The sequence below is a fragment of the Streptomyces sp. AC550_RSS872 genome (assembly GCF_019049285.1).
GTDB lineage: Bacteria > Actinomycetota > Actinomycetes > Streptomycetales > Streptomycetaceae > Streptomyces.
The window spans coordinates 41,569-60,807 of sequence record NZ_JAGMUL010000061.1 but is presented as its reverse complement, the minus strand read 5'-3'; the positions used below and the strand labels follow the sequence as shown (position 1 = coordinate 60,807).

General features: G+C 71.4%; 14 protein-coding genes. 5 read left to right on the top strand and 9 right to left on the bottom strand.

The genetic code is table 11. The features are described 5' to 3' along the window. Positions 1–93: 93 nt before the first annotated feature. The 7 genes from KUM44_RS25105 to leuA all read right to left on the bottom strand — a co-directional run bounded on the left by KUM44_RS25105 (position 94) and on the right by leuA (position 12,294). A complete protein-coding gene (locus KUM44_RS25105; RefSeq protein WP_217211331.1) occupies positions 94–1,284 on the bottom strand; it encodes an exo-alpha-sialidase in 1,191 nt (396 codons plus the stop codon). A gap of 48 nt (positions 1,285–1,332) precedes the next feature. Continuing rightward, positions 1,333–1,992, bottom strand: coding sequence for a response regulator transcription factor (locus KUM44_RS25100; RefSeq protein ID WP_217211329.1), 660 nt, complete (start codon positions 1,990–1,992; stop codon positions 1,333–1,335). Next, a complete protein-coding gene (locus KUM44_RS25095; RefSeq protein ID WP_217211327.1) occupies positions 1,989–3,233 on the bottom strand; it encodes a sensor histidine kinase in 1,245 nt (414 codons plus the stop codon). The genes KUM44_RS25100 and KUM44_RS25095 overlap by 4 nt, the downstream gene beginning before the upstream one ends. Before the next feature lie 55 nt (positions 3,234–3,288). Further along, entirely contained in the window at positions 3,289–5,373 is a 2,085-nt protein-coding gene (locus KUM44_RS25090) for an MMPL family transporter (RefSeq protein ID WP_217211325.1), read from the bottom strand. Positions 5,374–5,448: 75 nt separating this feature from the next. Further along, entirely contained in the window at positions 5,449–9,462 is a 4,014-nt protein-coding gene (locus tag KUM44_RS47260) for a tetratricopeptide repeat protein (RefSeq protein ID WP_217211322.1), read from the bottom strand. A 118-nt stretch (positions 9,463–9,580) separates the two neighbouring features. Next, entirely contained in the window at positions 9,581–10,279 is a 699-nt protein-coding gene (locus KUM44_RS25080; protein ID WP_217211321.1) for a TerB family tellurite resistance protein, read from the bottom strand. Between the two features lie 293 nt (positions 10,280–10,572). After that, positions 10,573–12,294, bottom strand: coding sequence for a 2-isopropylmalate synthase (gene leuA / locus KUM44_RS25075; protein ID WP_217211313.1), 1,722 nt, complete (start codon positions 12,292–12,294; stop codon positions 10,573–10,575). A 320-nt stretch (positions 12,295–12,614) separates the two neighbouring features. Between leuA and KUM44_RS25070 the strand changes: the two genes are divergently transcribed. Genes KUM44_RS25070 through KUM44_RS25055 form a run of 4 tightly spaced genes read left to right on the top strand, consistent with a single transcriptional unit; the run spans position 12,615 to position 16,592 of the window. Further along, positions 12,615–13,685: a M4 family metallopeptidase gene (locus tag KUM44_RS25070; protein WP_217211311.1), complete on the top strand. Its 1,071-nt coding sequence runs from the start codon at positions 12,615–12,617 to the stop codon at positions 13,683–13,685. Between the two features lie 21 nt (positions 13,686–13,706). Next, entirely contained in the window at positions 13,707–13,973 is a 267-nt protein-coding gene (locus KUM44_RS25065) for a protealysin inhibitor emfourin (protein WP_217211309.1), read from the top strand. A 46-nt stretch (positions 13,974–14,019) separates the two neighbouring features. Next, positions 14,020–15,354, top strand: a complete 1,335-nt coding sequence (locus KUM44_RS25060; protein WP_217211307.1) for a GH1 family beta-glucosidase — start codon at positions 14,020–14,022, stop codon at positions 15,352–15,354. Then, positions 15,351–16,592: an MFS transporter gene (locus KUM44_RS25055; RefSeq protein WP_217211305.1), complete on the top strand. Its 1,242-nt coding sequence runs from the start codon at positions 15,351–15,353 to the stop codon at positions 16,590–16,592. Before KUM44_RS25060 ends, KUM44_RS25055 begins: the two co-directional genes overlap by 4 nt. 29 nt (positions 16,593–16,621) lie before the next feature. On the opposite strand, the gene KUM44_RS25050 is transcribed toward KUM44_RS25055, so the two are convergent. After that, complete coding sequence (locus KUM44_RS25050; RefSeq protein ID WP_217211303.1) at positions 16,622–17,017, bottom strand: peptidase inhibitor family I36 protein; 396 nt, start codon at positions 17,015–17,017, stop codon at positions 16,622–16,624. Between the two features lie 123 nt (positions 17,018–17,140). Next, the gene (locus KUM44_RS25045; protein WP_217211295.1) at positions 17,141–17,995 is read right to left on the bottom strand and encodes an NAD(P)-dependent oxidoreductase; all 855 of its coding nucleotides are present in this window, start codon (positions 17,993–17,995) and stop codon (positions 17,141–17,143) included. Between the two features lie 119 nt (positions 17,996–18,114). On the opposite strand from KUM44_RS25045, the gene KUM44_RS25040 reads away from it, so the two are divergent. After that, a complete protein-coding gene (locus tag KUM44_RS25040; protein ID WP_217211293.1) occupies positions 18,115–18,963 on the top strand; it encodes a helix-turn-helix transcriptional regulator in 849 nt (282 codons plus the stop codon). The last annotated feature ends 276 nt before the right edge of the window (positions 18,964–19,239 follow it).

Below are 19,239 nucleotides of genomic sequence, written 5' to 3'. Positions count from 1 at the left end.
ACCCGAAGAACGACCCGGGGTCAAAGGGGCGGAGCCCCTGGGGGATGGGACGGGTAGGGGCGGCGGGGGCGAGGAAAGCCTTGGCCGGGCCGACTAGCTCAGGTCGGCCACCCGTAGCCGGCGGAACTCTATCGACTCGTACGGCCCGGCCACCCCCGTCTCGTACAGGATCCCGACCGTCCGCCGGCCGAGCGGCACCAGGTCCGAGTACGCCGCCCGCTGCTGGGACAGCGTCAGCGCCTTCGTGAAGGTCGCTCCGCCGTCCGTGCTGCGCCACACGGCCATCGACTGACGGGCGGTCGGGACCGACGGGCCCGAGAACAGCAACGGGCCGCCGGGACCCTCGAGTTGGAGGACACTCCCCTCCACCACGGGCACCTCGTCCAGCGTCGACTGGACGGTGTACGGCCGGTCCAGGGTCTCACCGCCGTCACGCGAATGGCTGTCCAGACGGTTCCCCGCGCTCGTGCCATGTTGGTCACGGGCGTTGAAGTACAGCCTGCCGTCGGGGAGTTCGGCGGCCGTGGACTCGTTGGCGTTGCTGACCCCGTCGTACGAGTCGTCCACGAAGCCCCGCTCCCAGGTAAGCCCTCCGTCGTCGCTGTAGATGGCGTGGGCGCCGTAGTACCTGGGCTCCTGGCCGGTGTCGGCGGAGCCGGCCGCCGGGGCCGCCGAGTGGTTCGACGGCACGACGAGCCGCCCCGCGTGCGGCCCGCGCCGCAGCGCGACGGCATGCCCGGGCCCCGTGGCGTACCACCGCCAGTTCGCCGGCTTCACCTCCCTGGTGATGTCGCGCGGCGGGCTGAAGTGCCGCCCGTCGTCCACGCTCCGCTGGACGAACACCCGGCGGCTCTGCTCCGCAGTCGCCTCGCCCCGCATGATCTGCGCCTCCGTCACATCACCGCTGTTGTAGGAGGTGACGAGGACAACGGTGCCCGTGCGCGGGTCGACCACCGGGGCCGGGTTGCCGCGGGTGTCCCCGTCCCCGGCGGCGACCACCGTCAGCGGGCCCCAGGTGCAGCCGCCGTCGAGGGAGCGTCTGAGGACGACATCGATGTCGCCGGTGTCGCCCACGCCGTCGTGCCGGCCCTCGGCGAAGGCCAGGACCGTGCCGCGCGGGGTCGTGAGGGTCGCCGGGATGCGATACGTGTCGTAGCCGCCCTCGCCCGAGACGTAGGGGACGGAGGACGTGCAGCCGGTGTCCGCCGAGGCGGTGCCGGTCGTCGTGAGGGGGGTGGTCAGGAGGACTGCGGTGACGAACAGTGTGCGGCTCAGGATGGTCATCGAGTTCCCTCGAGTTCCCTTGACGGAGTGTCAGCATGGACCTGTCCGTCACAGGCTTCCCGGTGCCACCATCCCCGACTCGTACGCCACGATGACCAGCTGTGCCCGGTCCCGCGCCCCGAGCTTGCCCATGATGCGGCTGACGTGGGTCTTCGCCGTGAGCGGGCTGAGCCCCAACGCCTCCGCGACTTCCGTGTTGTTGAGCCCGCGCGCGACCAGGGTCAGCACCTCGCGCTCGCGTTCGGAGAGGCATTCGGGCCCGGCCGCCGTGGGGGCTGAGGGGCCGCGCAGGAACCGCGCGATCAGGCGTGCGGTCGGGCCGGGCGACAGCAACGCCTCGCCCGCGGCCACCGTGCGGATCGCGTCGAGGAGTTCGGCCGGTCGGGTGTCCTTGACGAGGAATCCGGAGGCTCCGGCGCGCAGGGCGTCCACGATGTTCTCGTCGGTGTCGTAGGTGGTGAGCACCAGGACCCGCACCCCGGCCAGGTCCTCGTCGGCCGCGATCAGCCGGGTCGCCTCGATGCCGTCGAGGTCGGGCATGCGGATGTCCATGACGACGAGGTCGGCGCGGGCACTGCGGGCCAGTTCCGCGGCCTGCCGGCCGGTGGCCGCCTGGCCGACGACCGCCATGTCCGGGGCCGACTCGACCAGCATGGCGAACGCCTCCCGTACGAGCGTCTGGTCGTCCGCGAGCAGGACGCGGATCATCGGTCTCCTCCCCCGTCGGTGACGAGGCCGGCTCCGACCGGCAGCACGGCGCTCACCTCGAAACCCCCCTCGTCACGCGGTCCGGCGTCGAGTGTGCCGCCCACGCTGCGCGCCCGCTCCCGCATGCCGACGAGTCCGTAGCCGGTGCTCTGTGTGCCGGGGGTGGGGCAGGGGCCGTCGTCGGTGACGGACACGTGCAGGCCGCCGCGCTCCTCGTACAGCTCGACCCGTACGTCCGGTTCGGGGCCCGCGTGCCGGACCACGTTCGTCAGCGCCTCCTGCACGATCCGGTACGCGGCCGCTCCCACGGCGGGCGGCGCCTGACGCACCCGCACCGTCGACTCGACCCGCGCCCCCGCCAGCCGGGCCGCCGCCACCAGGTCCGGCACCCCGTCGAGCCCGGGCAGCGGGCCGCGTGCCTCGCCCGCGACGCCCTGTTCGCGCAGCACCTCCAGCGTCGTACGGAGTTCACCACGGGCCGTGCGGCAGGTCTCGGCGATGTCGTCGAGGGACTTGGCGATCGACTGACGGTCGAGCCGCTCCGGGTCCGCCGTGAGCACATGTGCGGCCACCGATGTCTGCACGCCGATGAGGGTGATGCTGTGGGCCAGCAGGTCGTGCAGGTCGCGGGCGATGCGCAGGCGTTCCTCGGCGACGCGGCGGCGTGCCTCCTCCTCCCGGGTGCGTTCCGCGCGTTCGGCGCGTTCGACGATGGAGGCGACGAACTGGCGGTAGTAGCGGACGTCGATGCCGCAGAAGAGGACGGCGACGACCCAGCCGGAGATCCGCAGGAGCTCCACCACGCCGTCGGGGTTGGTGAGCGCGTTGACGACCAGCGTCAGACCGAGGACGCCGGCGCCGGTGAGCAGGGTGCGGCGCACCGTGCCGGTGGCCGCGACCGTGTACAGCACCACCATGGTCGCCGGGATGGGCGCGGTGTGGTTGTTGTCGAGGGCGTGGTACGGGGCGACGCAGACCAGCGCCACGACCATGACCAGCATGGGACTGCGGCGCCGCCACACGAGCGGTACATGTGCCGCGAGCAGGAACGCCCAGCCGAGCGCGTCGGGCCGCAGCCCATGGCCGCCGAGCAGGGCGATGACCGAGGCGCCGGCGGCCAGGGCCACGGCCAGCAGCGCGTCGTTGCGTGTGCGGTGCGGGGCGGTGAGGGGGTCGCGGTTGATCACCGCCATGACCCGCTCGGCGCGGCGGGGGCTCGTCGCTGTCGTTGTTTCCTGCACGGGCTCATCTTCCGTGAGCGGGGCGCCCCTCCGGGAGGGAGGGGCGCCGGTCGGATCAGTGGGCGGAGACGGACACGCGCTCCGGTTCCCTGGGCGGTACGGGCGGTTCGGGCGCCCGGGAGAGCCGGCCCGGCCACCACACCCGCCGCCCCAGCGCCACGCTCGCGCTGGTGACGAGGTAGGTGCGCACGAGGAACGTGTCCAGCAGCACGCCCACCGCGATGACGAAGCCCAGCTCGACGAGTGGCACCAGCGGCATGCTGGTGAGGACCGCGAAGGTGGCGGCGAGGACGAGCCCGGCGGAGGCGATGACACCGCCCGTCGTGCGCAGCGCGGTGAGCGCGGCGGACCCCGGTTCGGCGCCGTTCAGGCACTCCTCGCGCATCCGGTGCATCAGGAAGATGCCGTAGTCGACGCCGAGCGCGACCAGGAACACGAAGGACAGCAGCCCGAGTCCGGGATCGGTGCCCTCGAAGCCGAAGAGCGGTCCGAAGACGAGCCCGCCGATGCCGAGCGCCGCGCCCCACACCGCGACCACAGCCGCCACCAGGATCAGCGGCGCGACGATCGAACGCAGCAGGGCGACCAGGATCAGCAGCACGGACAGCAGCACGATCGGCACGACGACCAGCCGGTCGCGGGCGTTGGTGTCCTTCAGGTCGATCTGCTCGGCGCTCGCCCCGCCGACGTAGGAGCCGTCGAGCTCGTCGCGCAGGGCCTCGATGGTGGCGGTCTCCCCGGCGGACTGGGGCGGTGCGGTGGCGAGGACGGAGATCTCGGTCCAGCCGTCTCCGGTACGGCCTTCCCGAGCGCTGTCGACACCGCGCGTGGCCCGGATCGAGGCGAGGGTCTGGTCGGCCCGTTCCTCCGGTGTGATGACGCTGATGGGCTGGGTGCCGCGCTCGGGGTAGGCCCCGGCGAGGGTCTCCATGGCGGCGACGGCCTCGGGCTTGCTGGTGAAGGAGTCCTCCTGCTTGAGGCTGCCGGGCAGGTTGAACGCGCCGAGCGCGAGCGCGCCGAGCAGGACGGCACCGGCCGCGAGGACGGTCAGCGGGCGGCGTCCGGCGGAGCCGCCCATCGCCGTGAACAGGGACCGGCGGGCCTTGGGCGTGCTGCCGTAGCGCGGCACCAGCGGCCAGAACACGCGCCGGCCCAGCAGGACGAGGATCGCGGGCAGCAGCGTCAGCATCGCGGCAAGCGCGCACAGCACACCGACGGTACCGAGCGGGCCCATGCCCCGGCTGGAGTTGAGGTCGGCGGCGAGCAGGCACAGCAGTCCGGCGGCGACGGTGCCGGAGGAGGCGAGCACGGCGGGCCCACAGCCCTTCAGGGCGGCGGCCATGGCGTCGTACGGCCGCTCGATCCGCCGCAGTTCCTCCCGGTACCGCGAGACGAGCAGCAGGGCGTAGTCGGTGCCCGCGCCGAACACGAGGATGGTCATGATGCCGGAGCTCTGGCCGGACACGGACGTCCCGAACCCCTGGTTGAGCCCGTAGGCGACGCCCAACGACAGATAGTCGGCCAGGCCGGCGACGGCGAGCGGGACCAGCCACAGGAACGGGCTGCGGTAGATGAGGATCAGCAGCAGCGCGACCACGGCGGCCGTGGTGTAGAGCAGCGGTCCGTCGAGCGAGTTGTAGACCTCGGCGGCGTCGGTGGCGAGCGCGCCCGGCCCGCCGACGTCGACGCTCAGCCCGTCGCCGCCCCGCGCGATGTCCCGCACGTCGCCCACGAGCGCGTCCCGCGCCTTCTCGTCCTGTCCCGGCTCGGTGCTCGCGACCGGGTACATGAGGGTGGTCCCGTCCCGGGACGGAATGCCCTGCGGCTCACCGGTGAGCCGATGAGCGCCGGCGATCCGCTCGATCTGACCGGCGGCGGTCGCCCGGTCCCCCGCGGTGAGCCCGCCGTCCCGGTGATAGACGACGACCATCTCGGTGGCCTCGCCCCCCGGCAGCCGGTCCTCGATCCTGGCCACCTGCGTCGAGTCGGCGCTCGCCGGCAGATAGTCGACGGCCCGGTCCCGCTGCACGTCCGCGAGCTTCGACGCGAACGGCGACGCAATCGCGAGTACGGCGATCCACAGCGCCAGCACGAGCCAGGGCACGGCCCGCCGCCGTGTACTTGTCCTTGCGGCCCCCATGAGACGGGCCTCCCTCCGCGTCGGTGTCCGGGTCGCTTCCAGACTTCCGGAGGTGGGCGGTGGATTCGTCGGACGTCAGGGCGACTCGGGGGCTACTCCGGGGGGTGGCGGAACAGCGGCGTTACTCCCGCGGGAGTACAGCGGCCGCAGGGCGAGGGCCGTGCGCAGCCGGTGCCAGTGGCCGGTGACGAGGCAGAGGAGGGCGTAGCGCGGCCACAGCCACTCCACCTGACGGGAATGGGGGCCGAAGAGACGGCATGCCTCGAGGGCGACGCCTTCGTACAGCACTACGGAGCGGTGCGGGTGAAGGGCCCACAGCGCGGCCTTGGCGTGATGCGCGTGAGCTTGCCACGTCAGTCGGTGGTCCGGGCCGTGGACGCGGACGCGGTCGGCGAGCAGGGCCTCGTACTCGGCAAAGGCCGTGCGGACGCGGCCGGTGAGCCGGGCTGTGGCGGCGGCGAACCGTCGGGCTTCCAGAGTCCGGAGATGGTCGGCTCCGTGGCGTCGCTCGTGGTCCTCGACCAGGGTTCGCGCGATCTCCAGCGCCGTGCGCCCACGGCCACATCGGCGGAGCGCCTCGGCCCAGCAGGCCCGCTGTGCCCGCGTGTGCACGTGATCGGAGCCGAACTCGGAGGTCACGGTCTCCAGCAGGCGCTTTTGGACCAAGGCATCCAGGGGGCGCAGACCGAGGGAACCGTACGCCTGTCCGAGGTGGCGTCGAGCTCTGATGGTGGCGGGGCCGGCGACGCCGGATCTGAGTTCGTGGGCGCGCAGCACGCGGTGCCGGAGACGGAGCGACTTGAAACGCCGCTGGATGTGCCGGTAGTCGTCGGCCATGTCAGCCAGGCATTCGATCGTGTACGCATGGTTCTGGCCCAGGACTCGCACATATGCCGCATAAAGGTCCCGTCTCTGCGCGCGTGCCGCCGCCCGCCATCCGTCCGCCGAGAGCGCGTCGGCCTCCTCGTTGAGGGCGGCGAGAGCCACGGGATGGTCCTGTCCGTGGGTCCAGCGGCTCTTGCGCGCTTCCCGTTCGGACATGTCGAGACGCCCGTCATGGCGCCCCGCACGGCCCAGGGCGCACGCCAGCCAATGGCGGGCCAGCCGCGTGTAGATGTGGTTGGAGCCGATGATGCGGGCGGAGTCCTCCGCGATGGCCCGGTACAGCGCGAGGGCCTCGTCGTGCAGCTCGGACCTGAGCAGCGTGTGCGCCAGTTCGCCCCGAGCCCAGACGACGCTGAGGCTGTCCTCCCCGTACATCCGGACGCGGTCAGCCACGTTCTCCTCGTGCAGCGCACGGGCGTCCGCAAGGTCACCGCGGGCCAGGAACACCCGGGCGAGAGCGCGCCGGGCAGCGAACGTCTGGGTGTGGCCACCGCCCAGGGTCCGAGTGATGTCGGACAGGGTCCGGCTCAACAGGGAGACGGCCTCGTCATGGTGTGCGGCGGCGGTCAGGACCTCGGCCAGGGCGAGCCGGACACTGAAGGTCGTCGGGTGGAAGGCACCGTAGGCCCGCTCGTGGTCGGTCAGCACCGAGGGGGCCGCGTCCACGGCTTCGGACACGCGGCCGGTGCGCAGGCAGAGCCGGATGTGGAATCTCCGGGTCTCGAAGGTCCCGGGGTGGTCGTCTCCCAGCAGCCGCTTGTGATCGGCGAGCAACAGGGACTGTTCCTGGTACGCCTCCCCTGTGCGTTCCGCGTCGTCGAGAGACCACACCAGGTCACGCCGTGCGGTCAGGGTGCTCGGATGCTCCGGACCGTACTGCTCCAGGCGTTCCTCGACCACCTGGCGGAACATCGCGACGGACTCGTCGAACCGGACGAGACGCTGGAGGCAGGTGGCGACGGTGACACGGATCCGGGTCGTGTCTGCGGAACGCGTTCCGAAGACACGGTTGGCGTCGTCAAGTGCGCGTTCGGCCGCCTCCAGTGCCTGGAGGTGTCTGGAGGCCTCCAGGTATTTGTGGGCCAGGCTGTTGCGAGTCCAGATGACCTCGGGCGCGTCCTGGTCCTCGGTGACCTGCCGTTGCAGGAGCAGGCGCCACAGCAGCGACGCTCCCTCCTCCCAGCGGCCGATGGATGAGTAGCCGTCGGCCAGGCTCCGCCATGTGTGCAGACTCGGCTCGGGCTCCCAGAGCGAGTGGGCCCATTCGGTTCGCATCTGCTCCACGATGCGTGTCGCCTCGTCGAGCTGGCCTGCGGCCGCGTAGGCCTTGGCCAGGTCGGTGAGTACGTCGCGGGCGTCTTTGTGGTCCGCTCCGAGGAGGTCTCGTACGTCTCGTTCCAACGCCTCGTAGAGCGGAATCGACAGCGCGTGGCGTCCGGCCTCGTCGTACGACCTGGCGAGGTCCCAGCGTGCGACCAGCGTGTACCGGTCGCTCGACCCGAGGTGCCGCGTCTTGAGTTCCATCACCCTGCTGCGCACGGCGATCGCCTGTTCCGTGCGGCCCGACCATTCGCAGACATCGCCCTCGAGTTCGAGGGCCGTCTGGGTGGCGGCGGCCTCCTCGCCCAGAGCCGCCACGCAGTCACGGCTCGTCTCCGCGGCCAGCAGCAGCGCCCGGGTGGCGCCGCCCACGGCGGTGAGGTGTTCGTACACGGCCCAGCGGCGCAGCCGCATCAGGCGCTGCCGGCCCTCCTCCTCGTACGACGGCAGATCGCCGCGCACCGATCGCCACAACGCGTCGATCTGATCGACCAGTTGCCCGCCGAACTCACGGCGCTCCCAGGCTTGTGTGTTCGGTACGAGTTCCTCTTCCAGATGCCGGGCCACCGCTTCGACGACCGTCCGCAGCCCGTCCCCGGCCCGTTCGCGCATGACCCGCTGCACCAGCCGGTGCACACTGACCGCGTCCGCCCCGGTGTCGGTCACCAGGGACGCCTGGGTCAGCGCGCCCAGCGCCGCCTCCACGGCCGCGGGGTCCTCCACTCCCCTGTGCCGGACCACCCCGTACAGCAGATCCTTCTGGACGCCGGACGGCGCGAGAACGGACAGGGTGTCCAGCAGGATCCGCACCGGCAGCCCCGGATCACGCTGCTCGACCTGCTCCGCCGCGATGAGCACGGCCTCGGCGACTCGATGCGGGTAGCGCTCCCCGGGCACCCTGTCCAGCACCGACTCCAGGGAGAAGGTCCGCAACCGGTCCAGGTACGCCCGATATCCGGTTCCCCGTTGGCGGATCACCTGCGCGGCCTGTGCGAGGGCGAGCGGCAGCCTCCCCAGTTCCTCCGCCACCTCGAGTGCGCCGTCGTCCGAGGCGACCCCGGTGCGGTGGCGCAGGAAGGCCAGTGCCTCCTCCTGCGAGAAGACCGTGACGTCCACCCGCGCGCCGGCGAGGTTCTCGAACGCCTGCGAGGTGGCCGTGATCACGACCTGGGCGCGGCCGGCCGTGGGCAGCCAGCGCGCCACCTCGTCCGGATCCGTCGCGTTGTCCAGCACGAGAAGACAGGGGTCCGGATTGCGGCCGACCCAGGTGAGCGCGGCGCGCGCGGCCGTCACGGCGTCGTGTTCCGGTTCCCGCACCCCCAACTGGTCGGCCAGCTCGGCAAGTCCGGAGGTGAGCTGGCCGCTGTTCTCCGCGGTGATCCAGGCGACGACGGCCCAGCCGTCCTCGATGCGGCGCCGGGCGTACGCGGCAGCCAGCTGGGTCTTGCCGACGCCCCGGGCACCGGTGACGGCGTGGACGACCGTCAGGCCGTGGTGTTCGGCGGCGTGGTCGAGTTCGGCCAGCAGGTCCGCCCGGGGCTGGAAGCCCACCGGCTCGCGCGGCAGGTCGCCCATGCGGACGAAGGGTTGGGGAGGATCGCCTGGCGGGGCCTGCTGCACGGTGACCGTCGCGTTCGCCAGCTCCACCCGCGTCCCGGTCTGCCCGGGTTCCGTGCGCTCTCGCTCTCCCCTCGGCACCCACCACGCGCCCCAGGCCCCGCCGACCGTCGCCGCGACGGTCGCGGCTGCGACTCCGACGGCCACGCGACTGTTGTCGTCCGTCGGCAGCAAGGGCACACCAGCGGCGTAGAAGAGCAGGAAGATCCCCACGAACGCGAGGATGTCCAAAGCGGCCACCAGCGCCCAGCGCATGCCGTGCCTCACGCACTCCCCTTCGTTCGCCAGCACGTACTGGAGAGACGATTGTGCCCTGGAAAGCGCGCCGAGGACCCACGGAACGGCGATCTCGGGGGTGGCACCGGGGGATGGAAGCCGCGCTGTACTACGAGGGCGTCCGGGCCGCCGCCGCCAGCAGGCGGGGCACGTCGTCCGGGCCGATGGTGAGGGCGGCGCCGACCGTCGCCAGGACGTCGCGTTCGGCGGGGGTGTAGGGGCCGTCGGCGAGGGCGATACGTGCCCCTTGGAGCAGGATCGACTCCCGGCCGGGCGGCGCGAGGTGCGGGGCCAGCGGGTCCAGGGCCTCGTGGAGCTCTATGGCCAGCCCGGCGCCGCAGGGCTCGGAGAAGACGCGTCCGGTGTCCGCCGCCAGGGCCTCGACCAGGGCGCCCAGTTGTTCCTCCGTGCAGTCGTCGAAGCCGGCCGCGCGCACCGTGACGGCCGCCGCCTCCAGGGCCGGCCGGGCGCAGGTGCCGCCCGCCGCCAGCACCGCGAGGGCGACGGTGTGGACGGCGTCGCGGAGCATCGCGGAGAAGCGGGTGGTGGTCGGGTGGTCGAGGACGTCGGTGCCGAAGTGCCGGCGACAGGCCGCGCACTCCACGACGGGCCCGGTCTCGCCGCGCGGCAGCACGGGCACCCCGAGGAAGGTGAAGCGGCGATGTCCGGACAGCCGCTGGTAGTTGCGGTCGCCTCCGCAGCCGGGGCAGAAGAACTCCCCGTCCCCGACGGCCGACCACGCGGTGCGGGTGCCCAGGATGCGCGCAGCCCTGGCAGCACGGCCGTTTTGTCCCCGTCCTGGCAGCACGTCGCACCTCCGTAACCCCACGGCAACGTCGCCGCGCTTGCGTGATGTTAGCCACATCATGGACGCGCAGTCAGCACCCCGAACGAGACCTTTCCGTGACCTGCACAGGTCAATGGCCGAAAACAAACGCGCCCCGCCCACCGGGAAACGGTGGGCGGGACGCCCTAAGGGGCGCGGGGCTGTGACATTTGCGGCTCCGCCGCGGGGCGCGACCAGCCACGACGGCGCTGCCGACGACCGACAACACATCGCGGCACATCCGTAGTCGCACCGCTCCCCCACGGAGGGAACCGTCAGCGAGCAGCCCGGTTGACGGCCGACACGACCGCCTTCAGCGAGGCACGCGTCGTGTTGGCGTCAATCCCGATCCCCCACAGCACCTTGCCGTCGATCGCACACTCGATGTACGACGCGGCCTGCGCGGACGCACCCTCGCTCATCGTGTGCTCCTGGTAGTCCAGCAGCCGCACATCGATCCCGATCGACTGAAGGGCGTCGAAGAAGGCCGAGATAGGCCCGTTCCCGGACCCGGTCAGGACCGTGTCCTGACCGTCCACCGTGGCCTCCACCTTCAGCGTGTCCACACCGTCCGTGTCGGTCGTCGACTGGTTGTTCTTGACCTGCACACGCCCCCACGGGTTCTCGGGGTTCGGCAGGTACTCGTCCTGGAAGACCGCCCAGATGTCACCGCCGGTGACCTCGCCGCCCTCGGCGTCCGTCTTCGCCTGGATGAGCTTGGAGAACTCGATCTGCATCCGGCGCGGCAGGTCCAGCTTGTGGTCGTTCTTCAGGACGTAGGCGATACCGCCCTTGCCGGACTGCGAGTTGACGCGGATGACCGCCTCGTACGACCGCCCGACGTCCTTGGGGTCGATCGGCAGGTACGGCACGGCCCACTCGATGTCGTCGACGGTGACGCCCTTGGCGGCCGCGTCGGCCTCCATCGCGTCGAAGCCCTTCTTGATGGCGTCCTGGTGGGAGCCGGAGAAGGACGTGTAGACCAGGTCGCCCACGTACGGGTGGCGCGGGTGGACCTCCATCTGGTTGCAGTACTCCCAGACGCGACGGATCTCGTCGATGTCGGAGAAGTCGATCTGCGGGTCGACGCCCTGGGAGAACAGGTTCATGCCCAGGGTGACCAGGTCGACGTTGCCGGTGCGCTCGCCCTGTCCGAACAGACAGCCCTCGATGCGGTCGGCGCCGGCCATCAGGGCCAGCTCGGCGGCGGCGACGGCCGTACCGCGGTCGTTGTGCGGGTGGACCGACAGACAGACGTGCTCGCGGCGGGACAGGTTGCGGCCCATCCACTCGAAGCGGTCCGCGTGCGTGGACGGCGTCGAACGCTCCACCGTGGCGGGCAGGTTGAGGATGATCTCGCGGCCCGGCCCGGGCTGCCAGACGTCCATGACCGCCTCGCAGACCTCCAGCGCGAAGTCCAGCTCGGTGTCGGTGAAGATCTCGGGCGAGTACTGGTAGCCGAACTCCGTCTCCGGGCCCAGCAGCTTCTCGGCGTACTCCATCACCAGACGGGTGCCGTCGACGGCGATCTGCTTGATGTCGTCCTTGGAGCCGCGGAAGACCACGCGACGGAAGACCGGGGCCGTGGCGTTGTACAGGTGGACGGTGGCGCGCCTGGCGCCCTTCAGGGACTCCACCGTGCGCTCGATCAGGTCCTCGCGGGCCTGGGTCAGTACGGAGATGGTGACGTCGTCGGGGATCGCGCCCGGCTCTTCGATGATCGACCGTACGAAGTCGAAGTCCGTCTGGCCCGACGCCGGGAAGCCGACCTCGATCTCCTTGTAGCCCATCTTGACCAGCTGGTCGAACATCCGGCGCTTACGCTCGGGCGACATCGGGTCGATCAGGGCCTGGTTGCCGTCACGCAGGTCGGTGGAGAGCCAGCGGGGGGCGGTGGTGACGCGCTTGTGGGGCCAGGTGCGATCCGGGATGTCGACCTGCTCGTAGCGGCCGTACTTGTGGATCGGCATGGAACTGGGCTGCTGGCGGTTCGCCATGATGCTTCGGGCTCCTCAGGGTGTCCGGAAGGACGGCCGACGACGCAACACGAAGCTCCGCGGGGAGGGAGTCGACCTGGACTACAGGCCCTCGCCGCGGCAGCTAAGAAGAAGCAGCCCGAAACGCATGATGCGCAGCATGCTAGCCGAGCCGCTCCTCGTGCGGGGCGTCGTATCAGTATGCGGGACCTGGGGGACGAATGGGACAAAACGTGTTCCATACCACTTCGTCACGGAGCGTGCGGCTCCCTGTCCGCATATTTCACCAATCATGGTGGCGGGTAGTGACAGGCCGGTGACCCAGTGCAAAGGTGCCGGGCATGACGACCAACGGGGGCTTCGAGCCCGTCTTCTGCACCGTCGTACCGCCGCACGTCCTCGACAAACTGGCCCGGAACGACGACCCCGCACTCTCCGGTCCGGCTCGCCGGACCCTGATGCGCGACAGCGAGCTGCGCGGCAGGCGCCGCGTGACGACCGAGTTCGCCCTCGCGGCCGCCCCGACGGCGAAGGCACCGTCGGACCAGCCGCTGCGCACGATCTACGACGCCGAACACCGCACCGCCCTGCCCGGCACCAAGGTCCGCGGCGAGGGCGAGGACCCCGGCCAGGACGCCACCGTCAACCGCGCCTACGCCGGGCTCGGCGCCACCTTCGACCTGTTCCTCAAGGCCTACGCCCGCCACTCCATCGACGGCGACGGCCTGCCCCTGGACGCCACCGTCCACTACGACGAGAACTACAACAACGCCTTCTGGAACGGCGAGCAGATGGTGTTCGGCGACGGTGACGGCGAGATCTTCGTCGACTTCACCATCCCCATCGACGTCATCGGCCACGAGCTCACCCACGGCGTCACCCAGTACACGGCGAACCTCACGTACTACGGCCAGCCCGGCGCCCTGAACGAGTCGATGTCGGACGTCTTCGGCGCCCTCATCAAGCAGTACACGCTCGGCCAGACCGCCGCCGAGGCCGACTGGCTGATCGGCGCGGGCCTCCTCGCCCCGAGCGTCACCGGCAAGGCCCTGCGCTCCATGAAGGAGCCGGGCAGCGCGTACGACGACGACGTCCTCGGCAAGGACCCGCAGCCCGCGACCATGGACGACTACGTCCGCACCGGCCGCGACAACGGCGGCGTCCACATCAACTCCGGCATCCCCAACCACGCCTTCTACCTGGCCGCCACCGCACTCGGCGGCCACGCCTGGGAGAAGGCGGGACAGATCTGGTACGACGTCCTGACCGGCGGCGAGCTCTCGGACCGCGCCCTGTTCACCGACTTCGCGAAGCTCACCGTCAAGGCCGCGCGCGAGCGCTTCGGCGACGGCGGTGACGAGTTCCAGGCCGTGTCGAAGGCGTGGGAGCAGGTCGGGGTGCGGATCCTGTGAGCCCGTACTAGACATTGACCCATGCGTATTCAGGTACGGCGCACGGGTGGGTTCGCGGGCATCGAGCGGCACGCCGAGGTGGACACCTCGGGGCGGCCCGACGCCCAGGAGTGGCACGCCCTGGCCGAGAGCGCGCTCGCGTCCGGCCGGGGCACGCCCCCCATCGGGGTCCCGGACGGCTTCAGCTACCAGATCACCGTGGACGGCAGGACGGTGTACTGCGCGGATCCCCGGCTCACGGACGAGCAGCGCAGGCTGATCAGCCGGGTACTGAAGGAAGGGGCGTAACTGGTTCTTCACGCCTGCCCGTTGACTTCCGTTACCGCCGGTACGGATGATCCGGCGCATGGCGATCGATGAGCGCGGTGCGACGAACCCGATACCTCAGTTCCCGACCGGTTTCCTCTGGGGCGTCTCGACGTCCGCCCACCAGATCGAGGGCGCCGCGGACGAGCGCGAGCGGTCCGTGTGGGACGCCTTCACGGCCGAGCCGGGACGGGTGAAGGACGGCTCCACGGCCGAGGTGGCCTGCGACCACTACCACCGCTACCCCGAGGACGTGGCGCTCCTCGCCGGCCTGGGCGTGGACGCGTACCGCTTCTCGATCTCGTGGCCCCGTGTGAACACCCCGAACGGCCTCGACTTCTACGACCGTCTGGTCGACGAGCTGTGCGCGGCGGGCGTGCGGCCGGTGCCGACGCTCTTCCACTGGGATCTGCCGCTCGGCCTCGACTGGCTCGACCGGGACACGGCCAACCGTTTCGCGGCGTACGTGTCCGTGGTCGCCGAGCGGCTGGCCGACCGCGTCGGCAAGTGGATCACGATCAACGAACCCGCCGAGCACACCCTCCTGGGCCACGCCCTCGGCACCCATGCCCCGGGCCGGGGGCTCCTCTTCGACGCCCTCCCCGTCGCCCACCACCAGCTGCTGGCCCACGGCCAGGCCGTACGGGCCCTGCGCGCGGCCGGCGCGACGGACATCGGGATCGCCAACTCGCACGGCCCGACCTGGCCGGCGTCCCAGGAGCAGGCGGACCTGGAGGCGGCAGGCTTCTACGACACGCTCCTCAACCGCCTGTTCGCCGACCCCCTGCTGCTCGGCCGATACCCGGAGGGCATCGGCGAGTTGATGCCGGGCGACGTCGAGGCGGACCTGAAGATCATCTCGGAACCCCTCGACTTCTACGGCATCAACTACTACGCGCCGACCCGCGTGGGCGCCCCGCAGGGTGAGGAGACCGAGTTCGGCGGGGTCAGCATGCCCGCCGAACTGCCCTTCTCGGTCCGGGAGATCGAGGGCGTGCCGACGACGGACTTCGGCTGGCCGGTGGTCCCCGAGGGCCTGACGGAGCTGCTCACCGGCTTCCGTGAGCGGTACGGCGACAGGCTGCCGCCGATCGTCATCACCGAGAACGGCTGCTCGTACGAGGGCGTCGACGACCAGGAGCGGATCGCCTACCTGGACGGTCACATCCGCGCACTGCACCGGGCGGTCGAGGCGGGCGTGGACGTGCGCGGGTACTTCGTCTGGTCGCTGCTGGACAACTTCGAGTGGGCGGAGGGGTACGCGCGGCGGTTCGGGCTCGTCCACGTGGATTACGAGACGCTCGTCAGGACCCCGAAGGCGTCGTACGGCTGGCTGCGGGACGTGCTCCGGGCGCAGGGATGACGGCCGATGCCCTGGCCGAGCCCACGGACCGGGTCGGCCGGGGCTGGACGGCGTCGCTGTCGCTGGCCAACGTGGCGATCTGGGTGGGCTGGTACGGCCCCCTCCAGATCCTGCTCGCCCGGCAGGCGGAGGACTTCGCGCCCGGCACGGGGATGTCGAAGGAGACGCTGCTGGCGTGGGTGACCGGCGTCGGCGCGGTCGTGTCGCTGGCGGCGAACCCGTTCTTCGGCGCGCTGTCGGACCGTACGACGGCCCGCTGGGGCCGCCGAACGCCGTGGATCGTGGCCGGTGCGGCGGGCGGTGCGCTGTCGCTGCTGCTGCTCGCCGGGGCCGGTGGGTTGTGGACCATGGCGGTCGGCTGGTGCCTGGTCCAGCTGACGCTGAACGCCGCCTTCGCCGCGGTGACGGCGGCGGTGCCGGACCGGGTGCCGCGGCTCCAACGCGGCGCGGTCGGCGGATGGTTGGGGGCGGCGCAGATCCTCGGGGCCGTCGTCGGCACGGGGCTGGCGACGGCGGCGGGCGGGATCGCGGCGGGTTACGCGGCGTGCGCGGTGTTCGCGGTGGCGGGGGTGCTGCCGTATGTGCTGTGGTACCGGGATCTCGGGCTGGGGGTCGCGGAACGGCCGGCGTGGTCATGGCGGTCGTTCGTCCGTGGCTTCTGGCTGAGTCCTCGCCGCTACCCCGACTTCGCCTGGGCCTGGCTGACCCGCTTCCTGATCAACCTCAGCAACGCGCTGGTGCTTCTCTATCTGTTGTATTACCTGCGGGACCGCCTCCACCACGAGGACCCCGAGCAGGGCGTGCTGATCCTCACCGCCGTGGACACCGTGGCGCTGCTGGCCACGGTCGTGGTGGGCGGCGCCTGGTCGGACCGGGTGGGCCGCCGCAAGCCGTTCGTGCGGTGGTCCGGCGTACTGATGGCGGCGGCCACGGCCCTGCTCGCCGTCTGGCAGACCTGGCCGAGCGCGATCGTCGTTGCGGCCCTGCTGGGCGTGGCCCTGGGAGTGTTCATGTCGGTCGACTTCGCGCTGATGACGGACGTCCTGCCCACGGCGCGGGACCGGGGCAAGGACCTGGGCGTCATCAACGTGGCCAACGCCCTGCCCCAGGTCGCGGCGCCCGCCCTCGCCGCGCCGATCGTCACCCACCTGGGCGGCTACCGGATGCTGTACCTGGTGGCGGCGGCGGTGGGGCTGGCCGGGGCGGTGCTGGTGGGGCGGATCAGGGGTGTGGACTAGGGGCAGGGGCGGGCCGGGCGGCGATCAGCTCAGCATTCGCGGCCCCACCGTGCGCTGTGCAGGGTGACGGGGCCCTCGAAGGTCACCATGTTGGTGTCGTTCGGGTAGTGCAGGCACCCCTTGAAGTTGCCACCGTTCTCCGGCGTGGTGGTGAGGTTGTACCAGATGTGGTCGGCACCCGGCTGGCGCACACCGTTGTTGACGATGGTCACCCCCTTTTCCGAGCGCAGGTCGTACAGATTCCCCTTCGACTTCCACTTCGGCTTGCCCGAGGCCGTGTCGTTGTTCCACACGCAGACGTATTCCCTGGGGCAGTCCGCCGGGGCGGCCGTCGCCTGCGGTGCCGCGGCCACACCCATGGCGCCCATCATCAGCATGGCCGCCACACCCATGCCGGCCTTCGCGCGCAACCGTGTCTTCATCATGTCGCCCCTCCGTTTTCGGTCACTCGGGGCAGCCGTGGTCAATTCGGCCGCCCCCGAGTAACCCAGCATCGCGTGTGGTTCAGTGCGCCGGTCCCTGACATCTGTCAGGCAACCGGAGGCCGGTCACAGCGCTCCGGCCTCCCGGGCCGCGTAGACCGACGGGTACAGCGGGCGGTAGCCCAGCTCCCGGCGGATACGGGCGGTGGAGGTGATCACGTGCCACGGGTCGGGGTCCGTGCGGTCGTACAGTTCGGCCGGGACGTCGACGCCGCCCAGCTGGTGCAACTCGACCGCCGTGACGGGGGCGTCGTCGGCGATGTTGTAGACGCGGCCCGCGATGCCCGGCGCGTACAGGATGCGCAGCAGCGCCTGGGCGACGTCCGCGTGATGGCCCATCTGGAGCCGTTGGGTGGCCGCCCAGTGCCGGGCCCACATCAGCGACTGGGAGAGATGCGGATCGCCCTCGCCGTAGACGAAGGGGAGCCGGCCCACGCGCACGTCCATGCCCTCCAGCGCGAGCAGCTCCCGCTCGGCCGCCGCCTTGGACTCCGGGTACGCGCCCCACATCGCCCCGCCGGGCCGGCTCTCGTCGTCCTCGGTGAGCGGGCGGCCCCGTCCGGTGCCGTACACCAACCCCGTACTGACCTGCACGAACCTCTGCACGCCGGAGGCCACCGCGGCACGGCCCAGCTCCACGGCCGCGTCCCGGTTGACCGCCCACGCCTCCTCGTCCGGCACTCCGCGGAAGGAGGCCGCGACGTTCACGACCGCGTCGACCCCGGCGACCGCCTTGCCGAGCGCCTCCGTGTCCCGCAGGTCTCCGACGACGACCTCGGCGCCCAGCTCCGCGAACGGCTCGCCCCGCGCCGCGTCCCGCACCAGCACCCGCACTCGTTCCCCCGGCCGGGCCTGCGCCAGCAACCTCGGCACGAAGCGCCGGCCGACCTGCCCCGTCGTACCCGTCACCAATGTCAGCATGATGTGCTCCTCTCGTCACCGACCACCCTCGGACGGGGCCGGTACGAGCGGGAGAGACCTGTTGATCAGGGGATCGGCAGTCCCTGGATAAGCCGGGCGGCGTAGTGGAGCCTGGAGGGGTGAACCGAGCCGAACTCGCCGACTTCCTGCGCCGTGGCCGCGCCCGGCTGACCCCGTCGGACGTGGGCCTGACACCGGGCACCCGGCGTCGCACGCCCGGTCTGCGCCGCGAGGAGGTGGCGCAGCTGGCGGGCATGTCGGTGGACTACTACACCCGCCTCGAACAGTCCCGGGGCCCGCGCCCGTCCCGCCAGATGCTGACGGCGCTGGCCCGCGCGCTGCGCCTGACCGACGTCGAGCAGGACCACCTCTTCCACCTGGCCGGCGAGGAGCCCCCGCGGCGCGAGACGGCGTCGGCGCATGTCCGCCCGGGGCTGCTGCTGATCCTGGACCGGCTGCACGACACCCCGGCGCAGGTGGTGAACGACTGCGGCGAGGTACTGGCCCAGAACGCGATGGCCAAGGCCCTGGTCGGCGACGTGATGTCCCGCCCGCGCCGCGCGCGCAACCTGACCCGCCTCTTCTTCCTGGACCCGACCGCGCGCACCCTGTTCCCGCCGGAGGACCTCGCCGGCCACGCACGCGCCCACGTCGCCACCCTGCGCGCGGTGGCCGCGGCCCGCCCCGACGACCCGGAGCCGGCCGCGCTGGTGGCCGAACTACGGGCGTCCAGCGAGGAGTTCGCACGCCTCTGGGACGAACACGAGGTGTCCCAGCGCAACAGGGCGACGAAACTCTTCGTCCACCCCGTGGTCGGTCTCCTGGAACTGGACTGCGAGGTCATGGTCAGCCACGAACACCACCACCTCCTGGTCGTCCACACGGCCCGCCCGGGCACGGAGACCTACGAGCGCCTGCAACTCCTGCGCGTGGTGGGCCTCCAGGACATGTCCCCCAGCAAGGCCTGACGGCTCAGAACCCCAACTTCCGCAACTGCCGAGGACCCCGCTGCCAGCCCTTGGCGACCTTGACGTGCAGGTCCAGGCTGCATCAACATGCGGCTACCGCCGCGCGGCCAGGGGTCCCCAACAGCGCCTCGATCTGCATACGGGACCTGATACCGACGCCCTTCAGACCCTCGCTACAGCGCCCCCGCCACACCCCCACCCAGCCGGCTCAGAACCCCAGCTTCCGCAACTGCCGAGGACCCCGCTGCCAGCCCTTGGCGACCTTGACGTGCAGGC

Bases quoted from the DNA above. Each gene is read 5' to 3' on its own strand.
- KUM44_RS25105 (WP_217211331.1), bottom strand. From the start codon at position 1,284: ATGACCATCCTGAGCCGCACACTGTTCGTCACCGCAGTCCTCCTGACC.
- KUM44_RS25100 (WP_217211329.1), bottom strand. From the start codon at position 1,992: ATGATCCGCGTCCTGCTCGCGGACGACCAGACGCTCGTACGGGAGGCG.
- KUM44_RS25090 (WP_217211325.1), bottom strand. From the start codon at position 5,373: ATGGGGGCCGCAAGGACAAGTACACGGCGGCGGGCCGTGCCCTGGCTC.
- leuA (WP_217211313.1), bottom strand. From the start codon at position 12,294: ATGGCGAACCGCCAGCAGCCCAGTTCCATGCCGATCCACAAGTACGGC.
- KUM44_RS25070 (WP_217211311.1), top strand. From the start codon at position 12,615: ATGACGACCAACGGGGGCTTCGAGCCCGTCTTCTGCACCGTCGTACCG.
- KUM44_RS25065 (WP_217211309.1), top strand. From the start codon at position 13,707: ATGCGTATTCAGGTACGGCGCACGGGTGGGTTCGCGGGCATCGAGCGG.
- KUM44_RS25060 (WP_217211307.1), top strand. From the start codon at position 14,020: ATGATCCGGCGCATGGCGATCGATGAGCGCGGTGCGACGAACCCGATA.
- KUM44_RS25055 (WP_217211305.1), top strand. From the start codon at position 15,351: ATGACGGCCGATGCCCTGGCCGAGCCCACGGACCGGGTCGGCCGGGGC.
- KUM44_RS25050 (WP_217211303.1), bottom strand. From the start codon at position 17,017: ATGATGAAGACACGGTTGCGCGCGAAGGCCGGCATGGGTGTGGCGGCC.
- KUM44_RS25045 (WP_217211295.1), bottom strand. From the start codon at position 17,995: ATGCTGACATTGGTGACGGGTACGACGGGGCAGGTCGGCCGGCGCTTC.